Source organism: Mycolicibacterium vulneris (genome assembly GCF_002104765.1).
Classification (GTDB): Bacteria; Actinomycetota; Actinomycetes; order Mycobacteriales; family Mycobacteriaceae; genus Mycobacterium; species Mycobacterium vulneris.
Genome location: NZ_NCXM01000001.1, coordinates 343,324 through 362,827, shown reverse-complemented (window position 1 = coordinate 362,827; position 19,504 = coordinate 343,324). Strand labels below are relative to the sequence as shown.

Here is a 19,504-nt window from a genome sequence, read left to right as displayed (position 1 = left end):
GCTATAGCCCCAACAGGTTTTCGGCGTTGCGGTCCCGAATATTAGCCACCCCGGGAACACGGCGGGGTCAACCGCCGTTAACATGATCGACAAGTTGAGCGAACCACACTCAATACTGGGTTGACAGCCCACCGTCCCCAGGGCAGGCTTGAGCCTGGTTCACTCAGCATAGTGGCACCAAACAAGCTCTACACATTCAGGAGGAATCACTATGGCTCGTGCGGTCGGTATCGACCTCGGGACCACCAACTCCGTCGTCGCAGTCCTCGAGGGCGGTGACCCGGTCGTCGTCGCCAACTCCGAGGGTTCGCGGACCACGCCGTCCATCGTCGCGTTCGCGCGCAACGGGGAGGTGCTCGTCGGCCAGCCCGCCAAGAACCAGGCGGTGACCAACGTCGACCGCACCATCCGTTCGGTCAAGCGGCACATGGGCAGCGACTGGTCCATCGAGATCGACGACAAGAAATACACCGCTCAGGAGATCAGCGCCCGCGTGCTGATGAAGCTGAAGCGCGACGCCGAGGCGTATCTGGGTGAGGACGTCACCGACGCGGTCGTCACCGTGCCGGCGTACTTCAACGACGCCCAGCGTCAGGCGACCAAGGAAGCCGGCCAGATCGCAGGCCTGAACGTGCTACGCATCGTCAACGAGCCGACCGCGGCCGCGCTGGCCTACGGCCTGGACAAGGGCGAGAAGGAACAGACCATCCTGGTCTTCGACCTCGGTGGCGGTACGTTCGACGTGTCGCTGCTCGAGATCGGCGAGGGTGTGGTCGAGGTCCGCGCCACCAGTGGTGACAACCACCTCGGTGGGGACGACTGGGATGACCGCGTCGTCGAGTGGCTGGTCGACAAGTTCAAGGGCACCAGCGGAATTGACCTGACCAAGGACAAGATGGCGATGCAGCGGCTGCGTGAGGCCGCCGAGAAGGCCAAGATCGAGCTCTCGAGTTCGCAGAGCACCTCGATCAACCTGCCCTACATCACCGTCGACGCGGACAAGAACCCGCTGTTCCTCGACGAGCAGCTGACTCGCGCCGAATTCCAGCGCATCACACAGGATCTGCTGGACCGCACCCGCAAGCCTTTCCAGTCCGTGATCAAGGACGCCGGTATCTCGGTGTCCGAAATCGACCACGTGGTTCTGGTGGGTGGTTCCACCCGCATGCCCGCGGTGACCGAACTGGTCAAGGAACTCACCGGAGGCAAGGAGCCCAACAAGGGCGTCAACCCCGATGAAGTTGTAGCGGTCGGAGCGGCTCTTCAGGCGGGCGTGTTGAAGGGTGAGGTGAAAGACGTTCTGCTGCTTGACGTTACGCCGCTGAGCCTGGGTATCGAGACCAAGGGTGGCGTGATGACCAAGCTCATCGAGCGCAACACCACCATCCCCACCAAGCGGTCGGAGACCTTCACCACGGCCGACGACAACCAGCCGTCGGTACAGATCCAGGTCTTCCAGGGTGAGCGCGAAATCGCTTCGCACAACAAGCTGCTCGGCTCCTTCGAGCTGACCGGCATCCCGCCGGCTCCGCGCGGCGTCCCGCAGATCGAGGTCACCTTCGACATCGACGCCAACGGCATCGTGCACGTCACGGCCAAGGACAAGGGCACCGGCAAGGAGAACACGATCAAAATCCAGGAAGGCTCCGGCCTGTCCAAGGAGGAGATCGACCGGATGATCAAGGACGCCGAGGCGCACGCCGAGGAGGACCGTCAGCGTCGCGAAGAGGCCGACGTCCGCAACCAGGCCGAATCGCTCGTCTACCAGACGGAGAAGTTCGTCAAGGATCAGCGCGAGGCCGAGGGCGGCTCGAAGGTCCCCGAGGACACGCTGTCCAAGGTCGACGCCGCGATCGCCGAGGCCAAGGCGGCCTTGGGCGGCACCGACATCAGCGCCATCAAGGCGGCGATGGAGAAGCTGGGCCAGGAGTCCCAGGCGCTCGGACAGGCGATCTACGAGGCCACCCAGGCTGCCGGTGAGCAGGCCGGTGGCGGCGCGGCAGGCGGCCCGGCTGGGTCCGCTGACGACGTCGTGGACGCGGAGGTGGTCGACGATGACCGGGAGTCCAAGTGACGGAAAGCAACCCACAGGAACAGGTGACGGTCACCGACAAGCGGCGAATCGATCCTGAGACCGGTGAAGTACGGCAGGTTCCCCCTCCCGGCGATACGCCGGGAGGGGCGCCGGCCGGCGAGACGGCGGCCCAACCCGAGGGCAAAGTTGCCGAGCTCACCGCCGATCTGCAACGGGTGCAGGCCGACTTCGCCAACTACCGCAAGCGGGCGCTGCGCGACCAGCAGGCCGCGGCGGACCGCGCAAAGGCGGCCGTCGTCAACCAATTGCTGGGCGTGCTCGACGATCTCGACCGGGCACGCAAGCACGGTGATCTGGAATCCGGACCGCTGAAATCGGTGGCCGACAAGCTGGAGACTGCGCTGACCGGCCTCGGCCTGACGGCGTTCGGTGAGGAAGGCGAGGACTTCGACCCGGTGCTGCACGAAGCCGTTCAGCACGAGGGCGATGGCTCCCGACCGGTGATCGGCACCGTCATGCGGCAGGGGTACAAACTGGGTGAACAGGTGCTGCGCCACGCCTTGGTCGGCGTCGTCGACACGGTTGACGGCGACGGCGACGCGGCGGCCGCTACCGGTGAGTCCGCCGCGGCGGCTGGGGAAGCCGAGCCGGCCGAATCGGACGATAAACCCGGCACATCCGCTGACTAGGCCACACAATCAGCACATTGGACCAGAGACCAGAAAGGAAGTGGTGAGGGGGTGACGCGACATGGCCCAGCGCGAATGGGTCGAAAAGGACTTCTATAAGGAGCTGGGCGTCTCCTCTGACGCCAGTCCCGAAGAGATCAAACGCGCCTACCGCAAGTTGGCGCGCGATCTGCACCCGGACGCCAACCCCGACAACCCCGCCGCCGGCGAGCGTTTCAAAGCGGTCTCCGAGGCGCACAACGTCTTGTCGGATCCGGCCAAGCGCAAGGAATACGACGAAACCCGAAGGCTGTTCGCCGGCGGTGGTTTTGGCGGGCGCCGGTTCGACAGCGGCGGGTTCGGGGGCTTCAACGTCGGCGGTGACGGCGCTGAGTTTAACCTCAACGATTTGTTCGATGCCGCCGGCCGAAGCGGCGGCACCAACATCGGTGACCTGTTCGGCGGCTTGTTCGGGCGCGGTTCGGGCGCCCGGCCCAGCCGGCCGCGCCGCGGCAACGACCTCGAGACCGAAACCCAGCTGGATTTCGTCGAGGCCGCCAAGGGTGTGGCGATGCCGCTGCGGCTGACCAGCCCGGCGCCGTGCACCAACTGCCATGGCAGTGGCGCGCGGCCGGGCACCAGCCCGAAGGTGTGTCCCACCTGTAACGGCTCCGGCGTGATCAACCGCAACCAGGGCGCGTTCGGCTTCTCCGAGCCGTGCACCGACTGCCGGGGCAGCGGCTCGATCATCGAGCACCCCTGCGACGAGTGCAAGGGCACCGGCGTCACCACCCGCACCCGCACCATCAACGTGCGGATCCCACCGGGCGTCGAGGACGGACAGCGCATTCGGTTGCCCGGCCAGGGCGAGGCGGGGTTGCGCGGGGCGCCGTCGGGTGACCTGTACGTGACGGTGCATGTGCGCCCGGACAAGGTGTTCGGACGCGACGGTGACGACCTCACCGTGACCGTTCCCGTCAGCTTCACCGAGTTAGCTTTGGGCTCAACCATTTCCGTGCCCACGCTGGACGGCAAGGTCGGCGTTCGGGTGCCCAAGGGCACCGCCGACGGCCGCATCCTGCGGGTGCGTGGACGTGGCGTGCCCAAGCGCAGTGGCGGTAACGGCGACCTGCTGGTGACCGTAAAGGTCGCCGTGCCACCCAATTTGGAGGGCGCGGCCCAGGAGGCGCTGGAGGCGTACGCCGCCGCCGAGCGTTCCAGCGGCTTCGACCCCCGGGCGGGATGGGCGGGCAATCGCTGATGGCCAAGAACCGCAAAGAGGATGCCCGGACCTTTTTGATCTCGGTGGCCGCGGAGCTGTCCGGCATGCACGCCCAGACGCTGCGCACCTACGACCGCCTCGGCCTGGTCAGCCCCAGCCGGACTTCCGGTGGGGGAAGGCGGTATTCGGAGCACGACGTCGACCTGCTGCGTGAGGTGCAACGGCTCTCGCAAGACGAAGGGGTCAACCTCGCCGGCATCAAGCGCATCATCGAGCTGACCAATCAGGTCGAGGCGCTGCAGGCCCGGGTCAAGGAGTTGACCGAGGAGCTGGCGCAGACCCGGCCCAGCCAGCGGCGTGACGTGGCGGTGGTGCCCAAGAGCACCGCGCTGGTGGTGTGGCAGCCCCGCCGTGGACGCTGATCAGACCCGAATGGCGAACTGCGTGACCGCCGGCTCGCCCGGCCGCGCGCACCGGTAGCCGCCCCGGCGCAGCGCGTCGGTGGGTGCGGTCATGGGTTCGAAGCACACTATCGCCTTCGCGGGGTCCTCGACCGGCGGCGCGAAAATCTGCGCCGCCGGATAGCCGTGTTCGAAGTGCACCTCGATGCGGCGTCCGCCGCCGGACACCGCGAACACCGACCCCTCGGCCACCTGATCGTAGGCGTCGTCGAAAGCCTTGTCGCGCAACGCCTCTTCGCGCGCCGGCTGCGGCTCGGAATCGCCCGTCGGCAGGCCTTTGCCGTCGAGGCCCAGATGCCGCAACGGCGGTGTCTCGATGACCCAGTCGGCCCGTGGCGCATCGGGCAGCTGCAGATAGGGATGGAACCCGAAGCACAGCGGCACCGCCCGGTCGCCGGTCGCGGTGACCGTGGTCCGGACCGTCAGCGTCCGGTCGGCCAGCTCCGCCGTCACCGTCAGCACATGTGGATACGGGAAGCTGGCCAGCAATCGGGGATCGGCCCCGAAATCCAGTTCGGCGGTCAGCTCGTTGGCGGTCTCCGCCGTCACCCGCCACCCGGGGTGGGCGGCCAGGACGCCGTGAATCGGTAGCCCGTTGGGGTCGGCGCGCACCCCGTTTTTTCCCGGCGTCAGGGTCACGGTGACGTCCTGCGCGGTATAGGTGTTCTCGCCCAATCGATTTGCCCACGGATACAGAATCGGGATGCCCATTGTCTTGCCGTCCGAGATGTAGGCGTCCAGGCCGCGGCGCTGGCCCAGCAGCTCGACACCGGCGTCGCGCAGCGACGTGCCGATCATCCCCGCCTCGGGGACGAACTGCGCGACCACCGGCGACGAGGGATCGTGCAGGGTGGCGACGTGCATGGCTACCTCCATAGCGGGTCATGCTGAATGTGTTCGGGCGGAGCCCCTTTGGCGATCAGGGCGGCCTTGGTGGCGCTGACCATCGCCGGCCCGCCGCAGACCAGGATCTGCCGATCGCCCCAGCCGCCGTACTTGGTCACCACGTCGGGCAGCCGCCCAATCTGGTGCACGTGCAGGCCGCGTGGTGGGGTGACGTCGGGATAGTCTGCGGCCCAAGAGGGGTCGCTGTTGTATTCCGAGACGGGCGAGACCGACAGCCACGGATTGTGGGAGGCGACCTGCCACAGGGTGGGCAGATCGTAGAGTTCGCACCGGTAGCGGGCGCCGAAGAAGAGATGTATCCGCGGGTTCACCGCGAACCGCGACAGGTCCATGATCAGCGCCCTCAGCGGCGCCAGGCCGGTGCTGCCGGCGACCATCAGCACGTCGCCGCCCTCGCGGTCGACCCGTAGGCCGCCGTGCGGGCTGGACAGCCGCCACCGGTCGCCGGGGCGGGTTTCGTTGACGATCGCGGGGCTGACCAGGCCGCCGGGCACCAGGCGGACGTGGAACTCGATCCCGCCGCCGGGGTCGGGCGGAATCGCGGGACTCAAATACCGCCAGCGGTGCGGGCATTGGGGCACGTGGACGTTGACGTACTGGCCGGGGTGGTAGTCCATCGCCTGATCGAGCTGCAGCCGGACCACCGCCAGATCCCGCGACACCCGGAGGTGCTCGATGACGGTGCCGTCCCACCAGGCGGGCCCTTCTTCGGCGTCCGCGGCGCCGCTCATCACCCCGGCGATCAGGTTCAGCGACTGCCGGGCCGCCTCGTCGACGGCGTCGGTCCAGGCCGCGCCCAAGTGGGTACGCAGCGTCGCCAGCAACGCGCGCCGCAGGGTGTCGTAATGCGGCGGCAGCACACCGTATTTGCGGTGATCGCGCCCGAGCTGGGCCAGGAACGCCACCGGCTCCTGTGCGCGGCGCGCGACCAGCTCGCCGTACACCCAGTGCAGCGCGTGGCCGAAAGCGAGCCGCTGGGCGGCCATTTCGGGCGGGAACAGATCGCGCACCGAACCGTCGAGGGCGAACCAATGGGCGTAGAAGCGGTGGACGAGTTCGCCGGAACCGAGCGACCCCGACTCGCCTGGTGCGAAGGCATCGCGCAGCACCCGCAGTGCGTCGACGTCCTCCAGGCTCACGGGCCCCGATTCTAGGCTCGGTCGCCGGTGACTCAGCCCTGTCGGACGATGTTGGCGGTCCCGACGTTGTCGATTTTGGGCGAACCCCAGTGATAGACAACGACGTTGCCGGTCCCCGACGCGCTGACCGCATCGACGCTGTCCACCGCGACGTGGTTGCCGCTGCCGGACACGCTGACGCTGGTGCAGTGCCCGGTGAGGGTGATGGTGTTCTTCTGCCCGCTCACCGACAGGTAGCCGGCGTGACAGAGGATCGTCTTCGTCACACCGGTCCCGCTGACCTGCAGTGTGCCGGACTCCGGGACCGTCGTCGAGGGGCTGACGCCGGCGAGATCGGTGCGCAACCCGACCGCGATCAGCCCCGCGAGCGCCAGTCCGGCGGCCACGGCGGCGAGCCAAAAGCCCGGGCGCGGGGTCCTGGCGAGCTCGGCGTCGGCCTGGTCGGGGTGCTGCGTCGTCTGTGTCATCAGAAGGGGGGTACCCCGTTCGCCTTATTGCCCAAAACTCGATAGAGTTGAGCGGAACAGACTCAACCTTGACGGCGTTGACCAAGCGGACAAGCATTTTTGCAAACCTTTTTGTACCTGAACGGAGCTCGTCGTGGACTCTTTCAACCCGACCACCAAGACCCAAGCGGCGCTGACGTCGGCGCTGCAGGCGGCCTCGGCCGCCGGTAACCCCGAGATCCGGCCGGCGCACCTGCTGATGGCCCTGCTGACGCAGGCGGACGGCATCGCCGCGCCGCTGCTCGAAGCCGTCGGCGTCGACCCGGCCGCCATCCGCGCCGAAACCGAGCGGGTGCTGGAGCGGCTGCCGCAGATCAGCGGCGCCAGCTCGCAACCGCAGCTGTCGCGCGAGTCGCTGGCCGCCGTCACCACCGCCCAGCAGCTGGCCACCGAGATGAATGACGAGTACGTCTCGACCGAGCACCTGCTGGTCGGCCTGGCCACCGGTGATTCCGACGTCGCCAAGCTGTTGACCGGCCACGGCGCCTCGCCCCAGGCGCTGCGCGACGGGTTCGTCAAGGTTCGTGGCAGCGGGCGGGTCACCAGCCCCGAACCGGAGGCGACCTATCAGGCGCTGGAGAAGTACTCGACCGACCTGACCGAGCGGGCCCGCGAAGGCAAACTCGACCCGGTCATCGGGCGGGACAACGAGATTCGCCGAGTCGTGCAGGTGCTGTCCCGCCGCACCAAGAACAACCCGGTGCTGATCGGTGAGCCCGGCGTCGGCAAGACCGCGATCGTAGAGGGCCTGGCCCAGCGCATCGTGGCCGGCGACGTGCCCGAGAGCCTGCGGGACAAGACCGTCATTAGCCTGGACCTGGGCTCGATGGTGGCCGGCGCGAAGTACCGCGGCGAGTTCGAGGAGCGCCTCAAAGCCGTGCTCGACGACATCAAGAACTCCGCCGGGCAGATCATCACCTTCATCGACGAGCTGCACACCATCGTCGGCGCCGGCGCGACCGGCGAGGGCGCGATGGACGCCGGCAACATGATCAAGCCGATGCTGGCTCGTGGCGAGTTGCGGCTGGTCGGCGCCACCACGCTGGACGAGTACCGCAAGTACATCGAGAAGGACGCCGCGCTGGAGCGCCGCTTCCAGCAGGTGCTCGTGGGCGAGCCGTCGGTGGAGGACACCGTCGGCATCCTGCGCGGCCTGAAGGACCGCTACGAGGTGCACCACGGGGTGCGCATCACCGACTCGGCCCTGGTGGCCGCGGCCACGCTGTCCGACCGCTACATCACCGCCCGCTTCCTGCCGGACAAGGCCATCGACCTGGTCGACGAGGCCGCCAGCCGGCTGAAGATGGAGATCGACTCCCGGCCCGTCGAGATCGACGAGGTCGAGCGGCTGGTGCGCCGCCTCGAGATCGAGGAGATGGCGCTGGCCAAGGAAGAGGACGAGGCGTCCAAGGAGCGGCTGGAGAAGCTGCGCTCGGAGCTGGCCGACCAGAAGGAGAAGCTGGCCGAGCTCACCACCCGCTGGCAGAACGAGAAGAACGCCATCGACGTTGTGCGTGAGCTGAAGGAACAGCTGGACACGCTGCGCGGGGAGTCCGAGCGCGCCGAGCGCGACGGCGACCTGGCCAAGGCCGCCGAGCTGCGCTACGGCCGCATCCCCGAGGTGGAGAAAAAGCTCGACGCCGCCCTGCCGCACGCCGAGGCGCGGGAGAACGTGATGCTCAAGGAGGAGGTCGGACCCGACGACATCGCGGACGTGGTCTCGGCGTGGACCGGCATCCCCGCCGGGCGGATGCTCGAGGGCGAGACCGCCAAGCTGCTGCGCATGGAGGACGAGCTGAGCAAGCGCGTCATAGGCCAGAAGCGCGCGGTGACGGCGGTTTCCGACGCCGTGCGGCGTTCGCGGGCCGGCGTCGCCGACCCGAACCGGCCGACCGGATCGTTCATGTTCCTCGGCCCGACCGGTGTGGGTAAGACCGAGCTGGCCAAGGCGCTGGCGGAGTTCTTGTTCGACGACGAGCGCGCGATGGTCCGCATCGACATGAGCGAGTACGGCGAGAAGCACTCGGTCGCCCGGCTCGTCGGCGCCCCGCCCGGCTACATCGGTTACGACCAGGGCGGTCAGCTGACAGAGGCGGTGCGGCGGCGGCCGTACACGGTGATCCTTTTCGACGAGATCGAAAAGGCGCACCCGGACGTGTTCGACGTGCTGCTGCAGGTGCTCGACGAGGGCCGGCTCACCGACGGGCAGGGCCGCACGGTCGACTTCCGCAACACCATCCTGATCCTGACGTCCAACCTGGGGTCGGGCGGCAGCGAGGACCAGGTGATGGCCGCGGTGCGCTCGGCGTTCAAACCGGAGTTCATCAACCGGCTCGACGACGTGATCATCTTCGATGGCCTCGAGCCCGGCGAGCTGGTGTCCATCGTCGACATCCAGCTGGCCCAGCTGCAGAAGCGGCTGGCGCAGCGCCGCCTCACGCTGGAGGTGTCGCTGCCGGCCAAGCAGTGGCTGGCGCAGCGAGGCTTCGACCCCGTCTACGGCGCCCGGCCGCTGCGCCGGCTGGTGCAGCAGGCCATCGGCGACCAGCTGGCCAAGATGCTGCTGGCCGGTGACGTGCACGACGGCGACACCGTCCCGGTGAACGTCAGCCCGGACGGCGATTCGCTGATCCTGGGCTGACCGCTGGAGGGAGACCATCGGCGGTCCGGCGACGCGCAGCTATTGCCAGCTGTGATTGGGTTGTGACCTGGTCGCCTTCTGTGTTCCGGGCCAATAGCAGATACCCTGTTTTGGATGGTCCCCCTCTGGTTCACGCTCTCCGCGCTGTGCTTTGTCGGCGCGGGGGTGCTGCTGTACGTCGACATCGATCGGCGACGCGGGCGCAGCAGGCGCCGTAAGTCGTGGGCGCGGTCGCACGGGTTCGACTACGAGCGTGAATCGGCCGACATCCTCAAGCGCTGGACGCGCGGGGTGATGTCGACCGTGGGCGACGTCGCCGCCCAGAACGTGGTGCTGGGTCAGATCCGCGGCGAGGCCGTCTACATCTTCGACCTGGAAGAGGTCGCCACCGTCATCGCGCTGCACCGCAAGGTGGGCACCAACGTCGTCGTCGACCTGCGGCTCAAGGGACTCAAAGAGCCACGGGAGAGCGACATTTGGCTGTTGGGTGCCATCGGGCCGCGGATGGTCTACTCGACCAATCTGGACGCCGCCCGCCGGGCCTGCGACCGCCGCATGGTCACCTTCGCGCACACCGCACCGGACAGCGCCGAGATCATGTGGAACGAGCAGAACTGGACGCTGGTCGCCCTGCCGATCACCAGCACCCGCACCGAGTGGGACGAGGGTCTGCGCACCGTGCGGCAGTTCAACGACCTGTTGCGGGTGTTGCCGCCGCTGCCCGAAGAGACCCCGCAGGAGACCGGGGTGCCGTCGGGTCTGCGCAACGCCTCACCCAGCCGGCCGCTGGCCCCGGCGGGCCGCGCCGAGCTGCCGCCCCGGCGCGCGCAGCAGGACGTGGCGGGGCTGCTCGGCCCCGATCTTCAGCCCGGTCGTCGCGCCGCCGAGCCGGTGCGCCGCGACCAGCCTCTACCCGATGGGCGTTCGGAAACTATCCGCCGCCCACCGCCCTCCGGACGCAACGGCCACCAGGCCAGCAACTATCAGCGCTGACGGCGGGCGGCGGGCGGTGGTGCCGCCGTCGTTAGGATGTCGCTCATGCCCCGCCCCGTAGCCCTGATCACCGGGCCTACGTCCGGAATCGGCGCCGGGTTCGCGCGACGCTACGCCAGCGACGGCTACGACGTGGTCCTGGTCGCCCGCGACGTCGAGCGGTTGACCCGGCTGGCGGACGAACTGCAGGAGCACTCCGGCAGTGTCGAGATCCTGGCCGCCGACCTCGCCGATGCGGCGGGGAGGCAACGGGTATGCGACCGGCTCGCCGCCGGGGGGGTGCGCGTCCTGGTGAACAACGCCGGCTTCGGCACCTCCGGCGATTTCTGGACCAGCGACCCCGCGCTGCTGCAGTCCCAGCTCGACGTCAACGTCACCGCGGTCATGCACCTGACCCGCGCGGCCCTGCCGGCCATGCTGGAGGGCGGCGCCGGCACCGTCATCAACATTGCCAGCGTCGCCGGGCTGGTGCCCGGACGCGGATCGACGTACTCGGCGTCGAAGGCGTGGGTGATCTCGTTCAGTGAGGGCCTGTCCGTCGGCCTGCAGGGCACCGGTGTCTCCGTGCACGCCGTGTGTCCGGGCTACGTGCACACCGAATTCCACGACCGCGCCGGGATCGACATGGCCAAGTCGCCGTCGTTCATGTGGCTCGAGGTCGACGACGTGGTCAACCAGAGCCTGGCCGATGTCGCCCGCGGCAAGGTGATCAGCATTCCGGGCCTGCAGTACAAGGCGATCATCGCCGCCGAGCGCCTGATGCCGCGGACCCTGATGCGGGCGGTCACCAAACGAATCGGGAGTGGCCGTGGCCGGACCTGACCTCACAGAGTTGGCGGAGCTGGTGTCGCGCCTGTCTGTGGTGCACGGGCGGGTCACGCTGTCCTCCGGCAAGGAGGCCGACTACTACGTCGACCTGCGCCGGGCCACGCTGCACCACCGCGCCTCGGCGCTGATCGGCACGCTGATGCGCGAACTGACCAGTGACTGGGACTACGACGTGGTCGGTGGGTTGACCTTGGGCGCCGACCCGGTGGCCACCGCCGTCATGCACGCATCGGGCCGCCCGATCGACGCCTTCGTCGTGCGCAAGTCTGCGAAAGCCCATGGGCTGCAACGCCTTATCGAAGGCTCCGAGGTTTCCGGCAAGCGGGTGCTGGTCGTCGAGGACACGAGCACCACCGGCAACTCGGCGCTCACCGCGGTGCGCGCCGTCCAGGAGGCCGGCGGCGAAGTGGTCGGGGTGGCCACCGTGGTGGACCGCGCCACCGGAGCCGCCGAGGCCATCGAGGCCGAGGGGTTGCCGTACCGAAGTGTGCTCGGCCTCGCCGATCTGGGGCTGAGCTAGGCCGGCTTCACCGTGCGCACATTCTTTGCGATAGCGGCCTGCTTGGCGCTGTGTCTGGCCGGCTGCTCGTCCTCCAGCCAGCCCGTGCGCCCTTACGGCGCCCAGGGCGCGCGGCTCGGGGAATCGCTGGCCCTGCTCGGCTGGAACATGTCGGTGTCGAATCTGCGCTGGGACGGCGACTACGTGCTGGTCGACGTCGACGCGAGCCCAACCTCGGCCAAGGACCCGCACGCCAAACCCGAGGACATCCGCTTCGGGCTGTACGGCGCACTGGCCCACCCCATGGAGGTCGCCGGCCTGGGGAGCTGCGACAGCGCGAAGACCAGCGTGCGTGACATCCCAGCGCCGCTGTCGGCGCCGCGCGACCGGCTCACCGGCACGGTTTGCCTTGGGCCGCTGAAGGATCGAACCCAGGTGCGCGGTGTCTACGGCTATTCGCCGCGCGACCGGATCCCGGACAGCTCGTCGGCGTATCCGGTCGCGTTTCCGGTCGGGCTGCTGCCGACCAACGCCAACGACAGCGGCGGCCTGGCTGTCAAGACGGCCAGCCTGTCGGCGTGGCGGGCCGACGGCACCCCGGTGACCAAGATGCAGCTGGGCGACCCGGGGGCCTTCACCGGCAACGGCTACATGCTGCTGGGGCTGGTGGCGACGGCCATCGCGGCGCGCTATCGCGACGAGTCCGCCAAGCGCGGCGGCCCGATGATGCTGCTGGCATCGCCGACCCTGCCCGCCCCGGGACTGAACCCGGCCTGCGCGACGTACGGCTCGTCGGTGCTGATCCTGCCCGACGCCTCGTTGGACGCGGTGCACGTCAACGCGTCGCTGTGCACGCAGGGCGAGATCAACGACGCGCTGCTCTACGCGACGCTGGCCATCGACGGCACGCACGCCGGTGTGTGGACGCAGCGATGAGCGAACCACCCGGGCCGACCGAATGGGCGGTGACACCGCCGGCCGGCGTCGGGCCGTGGCCGGGCGAGGCGCCCGACGACCCGCGGTATGACCCGGTCCTGTTGCGCGAGGGCGACACTCGCAACGTCGTCGACGCCTACCGGTACTGGTCCCGGGAAGCGATCATCGCCGACATCGACCGGCGCCGGCATCCGCTGCACGTGGCGATCGAGAACTTCGGCCACGACGCCAACATCGGTTCGGTGGTGCGCACCGCCAACGCGTTCGCGGTGCACACCGTGCACATCGTGGGGCGGCGGCGGTGGAATCGTCGCGGCGCCATGGTGACCGACCGCTATCAGCGGTTGTGCCACCACGACAGCACCGCCGAGCTGCTGGCCTTCGCGGCCGACGCCGGGCTGACCGTGGTCGCGGTGGACAACGTGCCGGGCGCGGCGCGCCTGGAGGAGGCCGCGCTGCCGCGCGAGTGCCTGCTGGTGTTCGGGCAGGAGGGGCCGGGGATCACCGAGGACACCCGCACGGGCGCGGGGCTGACGGTGTCGATCGCGCAGTTCGGCTCGACGCGCAGCATCAACGCCGGTGTCGCCGCCGGGATCGCCATGCACACCTGGGTCGAGCAGCACGCCGACCTGACCCGCGCCTGGTGACGGAGTCGACGGCGCAGTCCGGTTAGCTCCAGAGCGTGACGTGCACCTTTGGCCGAAACCTCGTCACGCCGACACCGGATCCCCGGATCATCGCCTGGGTGCACCGCGGTGTGGTGATGAAGCGGACCAGCTCGGACACGGCCGGCTGGCGCGCCGATGGCGCCAGTGTCGCCGCACACCACTCGCCCGACCTGTCCAGCCCGGGGCCGGTCACGTGCGACAACCGCCCGGCCGCCAGATCCTTGGCGACCGCGAAACCGATCGTCAATGTGACACCGCCGACCCGTTGAACCTCTTCCAGCGCCGCGGCGTCGCTCTGGAAAATTCGTTGCTGGGACTCCGGAATTGCCAAGTCGCGCAATATCTTTGCGATCTCGCCATCCACACTGCCCGCCGACGGGCCGAGCATCCATTGCTGCTGACGCAACAGCCCTGGCGTCGGAATGCCCACGGCCAGTGGGCTGTTCGGCGCGACGACGGTGATGATCTGATATTTCAGAAACGGCCGAACGAAGAACGTGTCGTCGGGAGCCGTCGAGTTCTCACTGGCCGGACCGATCGCGATATCGACGGCGCGCGAGCAGATCAGGTCGCGGAATCGGCTCGTCGGATGCACACTCAACTCCACCGACAGGTCGTCGGCCCGCGACGAGAAGAGCTCGATCAGGCCGGGTGCGGCGTGCTCGGCGAATGCGGTGGACGCCGCCATCCGCAGCAGACGGCGCCCGTGGGCGGCCTCGGTGACCTCGATCGCGGTTTGTTGCTGTAGACCCAGGATCTCCACCGCGCGGCTGGCCAGCCGCAGTCCGCCGGGCGTGAACGCCAGGCCGGCACCCGTCCGGGTGAACAACGGGTCATCGAGTTCCTTGCGCAATGCCGTGACGAGCATCGAGACCCCGGCGTCGGAGACGCCGAGTTCCGCCGCCGCCGCTCGCACCGAACCCAACCGGACCACCGCGGAATAGGCGCGAAGTTGAGCCGGGGTCATGCAAGTGAGCCTACTTTGGATGCGTGCGTGACGTACTTGCCGAGCTGATGTCGATTTGGCACGCGGGTGGCACCGCCGGGCTTTCGACGGTGGTGCGAACTTTCCGCTCCGCGCCGCGGCCGCCCGGCGCCGCGATGGTGGTGACGCCGGACGGCGCGGTGATCGGATCGGTGTCGGGTGGCTGCGTGGAGGGCGCCGTGTACGAACTCGCCACCGAGGTGGTGCGAACCGGCACGCCACTCCTTCAGCGCTACGGGGTCAGTGACGACGATGCCTTCGCGGTCGGCCTGACCTGTGGGGGCATCATCGACATCTTCGCGGAGCCGTTGTCGCAGGCGACGTTTCCCGAACTCGGTGCGGTCGCCGACGATATCGACGACAGCCGAGCGGTCGCGGTCGCGACGGTCATAGCCCATCCGGACCCGCAGTGGGTTGGGCGTCGGCTCGTCATCCGGCCGGACCCCGGTAGCCGCGCGGTCGGGTCACTGGGTTCGGCGCGCGCCGACGACGCGGTCACCGACGACGCGCGTGGTCTGCTCGCGGTGGGCCGCAGCGAGGTACTCGAATACGGACCCGACGGGCAGCGGCTCGGCGAAGGCATGAAGGTGTTCGTAGCGAGTTACGCTCCGCGCCCGCGGATGCTGGTATTCGGTGCCATCGACTTCGCCGTCGCCTTGGCCCAACAGGGATCGCTGCTGGGTTACCGGGTCACCGTCTGCGACGCCCGCTCGGTGTTCGCCACCCGGGCACGCTTTCCGACGGCCGACCGGGTCGTGGTGGATTGGCCGCACCGTTATCTGGCTGCCGAGGCGAAGGCGGGCGCCATCGACCGGAGCACGGTGATCTGCGTTCTGACCCACGACCCGAAGTTCGACGTCCCGGTGCTCGAAGTGGCCCTGCGGCTGCCAGAGGTCGGGTATGTGGGGGCGATGGGGTCGCGCCGCACCCACGACGACCGGATAGCGCGGTTGCGAGCGGCAGGGGTGACCGACGCCGAGCTGGCCCGGCTGTCCAGTCCGATCGGACTGGACCTCGGGGGCCGCACCCCTGAGGAGACAGCGGTCTCGATCGCGGCCGACATCATCGCCAAGCGCTGGGGTGGCGGGGGCCGCCCGCTGACCCAGATCGTCGGGCGGATTCACCATGACGCGCAGGTCGGAGGGGATTCCGGGCTAGTTCAGTGATCCCTTAACTCGCTATTGACCCCCATGTCAGCGGGGCTGACACTGTGGCCCATGCAAGTACCCGGGCCCTTCGAATACGAGCGTGCAACCAGCGTGGACCACGCCATTGGATTACTGGATCGGTTGGGGGAAGGGGCCCGCGTAGTCGCCGGCGGGCACAGCCTGCTGCCGATGATGAAGCTGCGCATCGCCAATCCGGAATACCTCGTCGACATCAACGACTTGGCGCTCGAGCTTGGCTACGTGATCACCGATCCGACGCTGGTGCGAATCGGTGCCATGACCCGTCACCGCGAGCTGCTGGAGTCCGACACCCTGGCCGCGGTATGCCCGATCTTCCGCGATGCCGAACGAGTGATCGCCGACCCAGTGGTCCGCAATCGCGGCACCCTGGGCGGTTCGCTGTGCCAGGCGGATCCGGCCGAGGACCTGTCCACGGTCTGCGGTGTGCTGGAGGCGGTGTGCCTGGCCCGCGGACCTTCGGGCGAACGCGAAATACCGATGGACGAATTTCTTGCCGGGCCGTACGAGACGACGCTCGCCCGAAACGAGATTCTGGTAGAGGTCCGGATCCCGGTGCGGCACAGAACATCCAGCGCATACGCGAAAGTAGAGCGTCGAGTTGGCGATTGGGCTGTCGTTGCGGCCGGAGCGGGAATCACAATCGACGGTGCCGCAATAGCCGCCGCACGGGTGGGCCTCACCGCGGTGAACGCTGACCCGGCCGCGCTGGCCGAACTCTCGGCCGCTCTGGTCGGCCGGCCGGCCGCCGACGAAGTCTTCGCCGAAGCGGGCCGCAGCGCCGCACAAGCCTGCGACCCGGCGACCGATATCCGCGGCACCGCGGAGTACAAGCGCCACCTGGCCTCCGAACTGACCATCCGCACCTTGCGCAGTGCGGCCCAACGGGTGAGTGATGCGACTTAGGCCCCAACGGCCACGAAAGGTTTGATCATGCAGATCAATATGACCGTCAATGGCGAGCAGGTCACCGCCGACGTCGAACCCCGGATGCTGCTGGTGCACTTCCTACGTGATCAGCTGCGGCTCACCGGGACTCACTGGGGATGCGACACCAGTAACTGCGGAACATGCGTGGTCGACGTCGACGGCGTGCCGGTGAAATCGTGCACGATGCTTGCCGTGATGGCCTCCGGGCACAGCGTGCGGACCGTGGAAGGGCTCGCGGGCCCTAATGGTCAGTTGGACCCGGTGCAAGAGGGGTTCATGCGGTGCCACGGGCTGCAGTGCGGCTTCTGCACACCGGGAATGATGATCACCGCCCGTGCCCTGCTGGATCGCGATCCCAATCCCGACGAAGAGACCATCCGGGAGGCGATCTCCGGGCAGATCTGCCGGTGCACCGGATACACCACGATTGTGCGCTCCATTCAGTGGGCCGCACAGCATCCCACGGGCGCAGCGCAGACTGTGGAGGCCACGTCATGACCACGATCGAGTCACGTCCACCGTCACCAGAAGACCTGGCTGACAACGACCAAAAGCCGTGCGGCCATGGCCGGATGATGCGCAAAGAGGATCCGCGATTCATCCGCGGCCGCGGTACCTACGTCGACGATGTCGTCCTGCCCGGCATGCTGCACCTGGCGATCCTGCGCTCGCCGTACGCGCACGCCCGGATCGCGGGCATCGATGTGACTGCGGCACTTGCACATCCGAAGGTCAAAGCGGTAGTGACCGGCGCCGACCTGGCCGAGAAGGGCCTGGCCTGGATGCCGACATTGTCCAACGACGTGCAGGCCGTGCTGGCCACCGACAAGGTGCGCTTCCAGGGGCAGGAGGTGGCTTTCGTCGTGGCCGAGGACCGGTATTCGGCCCGCGACGCGCTGGAGCTGATCGACGTCGACTACGACCCCCTAGACCCCGTCGTCGATGTCCGACGGGCGCTCGACCCGTCGGTGCCCGTCATCCGCACGGATCTTGAGAACAAAAAAGACAACCACATCTTCGACTGGGAAACCGGCGACGCCGCGGCCACCGACGCTGTCTTCGCGAACGCCGATGTCGTCGTCAAACAGGAGATCATCTACCCCCGGGTGCACCCGGCGCCGATGGAAACCTGTGGCGCCGTAGCGGATCTGGACCCGGTCACCGGCAAGCTGACGCTGTGGACCACCTCGCAGGCCCCGCACGCCCACCGCACGCTCTACGCGTTGGTCGCCGGCCTGCCCGAACACAAGATCCGGGTGATCTCACCGGACATCGGCGGCGGCTTCGGCAACAAGGTACCGATCTACCCCGGATATGTGTGCGCGATCGTCGGCTCGCTGCAGCTGGGCAAACCGGTCAAATGGATGGAGGACCGCAGCGAGAACCTGACCTCCACCAGCTTCGCCCGCGACTACATCATGGTCGGGGAGATCGCCGCAACCAACGACGGCAAGATCTTGGCGATCCGGTCCAACGTGCTGGCCGACCACGGCGCTTTCAACGGCCAGGCCGCACCGACGAAATACCCGGCCGGGTTCTTCGGGGTGTTCACCGGCAGCTACGACCTCGAAGCCGCGTACTGCCACATGACCGCGGTGTACACCAACAAGGCGCCCGGCGGGGTGGCCTACGCCTGCTCTTTCCGGATCACCGAAGCGGTGTACTTCGTCGAACGGCTGGTGGACTGCCTGGCGTTCGAGCTCAACATGGATCCGGCCGAGCTGCGGTTGCGAAACCTGCTGCGCCCCGAGCAATTCCCGTATCGGAGTAGGACCGGCTGGACGTATGACTCGGGCGATTACGAGGCCACTATGCGCAAGGCCATGGACATGATCGGCTACGACGCGTTGCGTGCCGAGCAGAAGGAGCGGCGGGCGCGCGGCGAACTGATGGGCATCGGAATGTCCTTCTTCACCGAGGCCGTCGGCGCCGGACCGCGCAAGGTCATGGACATCCTCGGGCTGGGCATGGCTGACGGCTGCGAGCTGCGCGTGCACCCGACGGGCAAAGCCGTTGTGCGGCTGTCGGTTCAGACCCAGGGCCAGGGTCACGAGACGACCTTCGCCCAGATCGTTGCCGAGGAGCTGGGCATCCCACCCGACGACATCGAGGTGGTGCACGGCGACACCGACCAGACCCCGTTCGGGCTGGGCACCTATGGCAGCCGCTCGACCCCGGTCTCGGGCGGGGCCGCAGCGCTGGTCGCCCGCAAGGTCCGCGACAAGGCCAAGATCATCGCTTCGGGCATGCTCGAGGTTTCGGTGGCCGACTTGGAATGGGAGAAGGGCAAATTCCATGTCAAGGGCGACCCATCGGCGTCGGTCACCATCGCCGACATCGCCATGCGCGCACACGGGGCGGGCGATCTGCCCGAGGGCATCGAGGGAGGACTGGACGCTGAGGTCTGTTACAACCCGGAGAACCTGACCTACCCGTACGGCGCGTATTTCTGTGTGGTGGACGTCGATCCGGGTACCGCGGTGGTCAAGGTTCGGCGCTTCCTGGCCGTCGACGACTGCGGCACCCGCATCAACCCGATGATCATCGAGGGCCAGGTGCACGGGGGCATCGTCGACGGCATCGGAATGGCCTTGATGGAGATGATCGCTTTCGACGACGACGGCAACTGTCTCGGCGGATCGCTGATGGACTATCTGATCCCGACCGCGCTCGAGGTACCGCACTTGGAAACCGGTTACACGGTGACACCGTCGCCGCATCACCCGATCGGCGCGAAAGGCATCGGCGAATCGGCCACCGTCGGATCACCGCCCGCGGTGGTCAACGCGGTGGTGGATGCATTGGCGCCGTTCGGGGTTCGGCACGCCGATATGCCGTTAACCCCGTCGCGGGTCTGGGAGGCCATGCAGGGCCGCGCCAGACCGCCGATCTAGAGGGCA

Annotated in this window: 18 protein-coding genes; 14 read left to right on the top strand and 4 right to left on the bottom strand. The window is 68.1% G+C overall.

What is annotated here, in order from left to right; translation table 11 throughout:
* The first annotated feature begins 211 nt into the window (after positions 1-211).
* The 4 genes from dnaK to B8W69_RS01740 all read left to right on the top strand — a co-directional run bounded on the left by dnaK (position 212) and on the right by B8W69_RS01740 (position 4,347).
* Positions 212-2,074 (top strand): molecular chaperone DnaK, encoded by a 1,863-nt coding sequence (gene dnaK, locus B8W69_RS01755; protein WP_085288243.1) that lies wholly within the window; start codon positions 212-214, stop codon positions 2,072-2,074.
* Positions 2,071-2,724 (top strand): nucleotide exchange factor GrpE, encoded by a 654-nt coding sequence (gene grpE, locus B8W69_RS01750; protein WP_085288241.1) that lies wholly within the window; start codon positions 2,071-2,073, stop codon positions 2,722-2,724. Before dnaK ends, grpE begins: the two co-directional genes overlap by 4 nt.
* 61 nt (positions 2,725-2,785) lie before the next feature.
* Positions 2,786-3,964, top strand: a complete 1,179-nt coding sequence (gene dnaJ, locus B8W69_RS01745; protein WP_064880685.1) for a molecular chaperone DnaJ — start codon at positions 2,786-2,788, stop codon at positions 3,962-3,964.
* Positions 3,964-4,347 carry a heat shock protein transcriptional repressor HspR gene (locus tag B8W69_RS01740; protein WP_085288336.1) on the top strand — a complete coding sequence of 128 codons (384 nt, stop codon included), beginning with the start codon at positions 3,964-3,966 and terminating at the stop codon, positions 4,345-4,347. The genes dnaJ and B8W69_RS01740 overlap by 1 nt, the downstream gene beginning before the upstream one ends.
* On the opposite strand, the gene B8W69_RS01735 is transcribed toward B8W69_RS01740, so the two are convergent.
* The 3 genes from B8W69_RS01735 to B8W69_RS30445 are packed head-to-tail and all read right to left on the bottom strand — an operon-like array spanning position 4,348 to position 6,898.
* Positions 4,348-5,250: an aldose 1-epimerase gene (locus tag B8W69_RS01735; RefSeq protein WP_085288239.1), complete on the bottom strand. Its 903-nt coding sequence runs from the start codon at positions 5,248-5,250 to the stop codon at positions 4,348-4,350.
* Between the two features lie 2 nt (positions 5,251-5,252).
* A complete protein-coding gene (locus B8W69_RS01730; RefSeq protein ID WP_085288237.1) occupies positions 5,253-6,431 on the bottom strand; it encodes an FAD-binding oxidoreductase in 1,179 nt (392 codons plus the stop codon).
* 32 nt (positions 6,432-6,463) lie between these two features.
* Positions 6,464-6,898, bottom strand: coding sequence for a DUF3060 domain-containing protein (locus tag B8W69_RS30445; RefSeq protein ID WP_085288235.1), 435 nt, complete (start codon positions 6,896-6,898; stop codon positions 6,464-6,466).
* A gap of 133 nt (positions 6,899-7,031) precedes the next feature.
* Between B8W69_RS30445 and clpB the strand changes: the two genes are divergently transcribed.
* From clpB to B8W69_RS01695, 6 genes are all read left to right on the top strand, one after another.
* Positions 7,032-9,578: an ATP-dependent chaperone ClpB gene (gene clpB / locus B8W69_RS01720; protein ID WP_085288234.1), complete on the top strand. Its 2,547-nt coding sequence runs from the start codon at positions 7,032-7,034 to the stop codon at positions 9,576-9,578.
* 114 nt (positions 9,579-9,692) lie between these two features.
* A complete protein-coding gene (gene ttfA, locus B8W69_RS01715) occupies positions 9,693-10,571 on the top strand; it encodes a trehalose monomycolate transport factor TtfA (RefSeq protein WP_085288233.1) in 879 nt (292 codons plus the stop codon).
* 45 nt (positions 10,572-10,616) lie between these two features.
* Positions 10,617-11,393 carry an SDR family NAD(P)-dependent oxidoreductase gene (locus B8W69_RS01710; RefSeq protein WP_085288335.1) on the top strand — a complete coding sequence of 259 codons (777 nt, stop codon included), beginning with the start codon at positions 10,617-10,619 and terminating at the stop codon, positions 11,391-11,393.
* Positions 11,380-11,919 carry an orotate phosphoribosyltransferase gene (pyrE, locus tag B8W69_RS01705; RefSeq protein WP_085288334.1) on the top strand — a complete coding sequence of 180 codons (540 nt, stop codon included), beginning with the start codon at positions 11,380-11,382 and terminating at the stop codon, positions 11,917-11,919. The genes B8W69_RS01710 and pyrE overlap by 14 nt, the downstream gene beginning before the upstream one ends.
* Before the next feature lie 12 nt (positions 11,920-11,931).
* Positions 11,932-12,834 (top strand): hypothetical protein, encoded by a 903-nt coding sequence (locus tag B8W69_RS01700; protein WP_085288231.1) that lies wholly within the window; start codon positions 11,932-11,934, stop codon positions 12,832-12,834.
* Positions 12,831-13,481, top strand: coding sequence for a TrmH family RNA methyltransferase (locus B8W69_RS01695; RefSeq protein WP_085288229.1), 651 nt, complete (start codon positions 12,831-12,833; stop codon positions 13,479-13,481). Before B8W69_RS01700 ends, B8W69_RS01695 begins: the two co-directional genes overlap by 4 nt.
* 22 nt (positions 13,482-13,503) lie before the next feature.
* On the opposite strand, the gene B8W69_RS01690 is transcribed toward B8W69_RS01695, so the two are convergent.
* Positions 13,504-14,469: a LysR family transcriptional regulator gene (locus B8W69_RS01690; RefSeq protein WP_085288227.1), complete on the bottom strand. Its 966-nt coding sequence runs from the start codon at positions 14,467-14,469 to the stop codon at positions 13,504-13,506.
* A gap of 23 nt (positions 14,470-14,492) precedes the next feature.
* Here B8W69_RS01690 and B8W69_RS01685 point away from each other — a divergent pair, with 23 nt between their 5' ends.
* From B8W69_RS01685 to B8W69_RS01670, 4 genes are read left to right on the top strand one after another with little or no spacing between them, the layout of a single operon-like run.
* Positions 14,493-15,653, top strand: coding sequence for an XdhC family protein (locus B8W69_RS01685; RefSeq protein WP_181447309.1), 1,161 nt, complete (start codon positions 14,493-14,495; stop codon positions 15,651-15,653).
* A 51-nt stretch (positions 15,654-15,704) separates the two neighbouring features.
* Entirely contained in the window at positions 15,705-16,580 is an 876-nt protein-coding gene (locus B8W69_RS01680; protein WP_085288225.1) for an FAD binding domain-containing protein, read from the top strand.
* A gap of 27 nt (positions 16,581-16,607) precedes the next feature.
* Positions 16,608-17,102 carry a (2Fe-2S)-binding protein gene (locus tag B8W69_RS01675; RefSeq protein WP_085288223.1) on the top strand — a complete coding sequence of 165 codons (495 nt, stop codon included), beginning with the start codon at positions 16,608-16,610 and terminating at the stop codon, positions 17,100-17,102.
* Positions 17,099-19,498 (top strand): aerobic carbon-monoxide dehydrogenase large subunit, encoded by a 2,400-nt coding sequence (locus tag B8W69_RS01670; protein WP_085288222.1) that lies wholly within the window; start codon positions 17,099-17,101, stop codon positions 19,496-19,498. The genes B8W69_RS01675 and B8W69_RS01670 overlap by 4 nt, the downstream gene beginning before the upstream one ends.
* Positions 19,499-19,504 lie beyond the last annotated feature (6 nt).

Bases quoted from the DNA above. Each gene is read 5' to 3' on its own strand.
- B8W69_RS01670 (WP_085288222.1), top strand. From the start codon at position 17,099: ATGACCACGATCGAGTCACGTCCACCGTCACCAGAAGACCTGGCTGAC.
- B8W69_RS01710 (WP_085288335.1), top strand. From the start codon at position 10,617: ATGCCCCGCCCCGTAGCCCTGATCACCGGGCCTACGTCCGGAATCGGC.
- B8W69_RS01675 (WP_085288223.1), top strand. From the start codon at position 16,608: ATGCAGATCAATATGACCGTCAATGGCGAGCAGGTCACCGCCGACGTC.
- B8W69_RS01695 (WP_085288229.1), top strand. From the start codon at position 12,831: ATGAGCGAACCACCCGGGCCGACCGAATGGGCGGTGACACCGCCGGCC.
- B8W69_RS01740 (WP_085288336.1), top strand. From the start codon at position 3,964: ATGGCCAAGAACCGCAAAGAGGATGCCCGGACCTTTTTGATCTCGGTG.
- B8W69_RS01690 (WP_085288227.1), bottom strand. From the start codon at position 14,469: ATGACCCCGGCTCAACTTCGCGCCTATTCCGCGGTGGTCCGGTTGGGT.
- dnaJ (WP_064880685.1), top strand. From the start codon at position 2,786: ATGGCCCAGCGCGAATGGGTCGAAAAGGACTTCTATAAGGAGCTGGGC.
- B8W69_RS01680 (WP_085288225.1), top strand. From the start codon at position 15,705: ATGCAAGTACCCGGGCCCTTCGAATACGAGCGTGCAACCAGCGTGGAC.
- dnaK (WP_085288243.1), top strand. From the start codon at position 212: ATGGCTCGTGCGGTCGGTATCGACCTCGGGACCACCAACTCCGTCGTC.
- ttfA (WP_085288233.1), top strand. From the start codon at position 9,693: ATGGTCCCCCTCTGGTTCACGCTCTCCGCGCTGTGCTTTGTCGGCGCG.
- B8W69_RS01735 (WP_085288239.1), bottom strand. From the start codon at position 5,250: ATGCACGTCGCCACCCTGCACGATCCCTCGTCGCCGGTGGTCGCGCAG.
- B8W69_RS30445 (WP_085288235.1), bottom strand. From the start codon at position 6,898: ATGACACAGACGACGCAGCACCCCGACCAGGCCGACGCCGAGCTCGCC.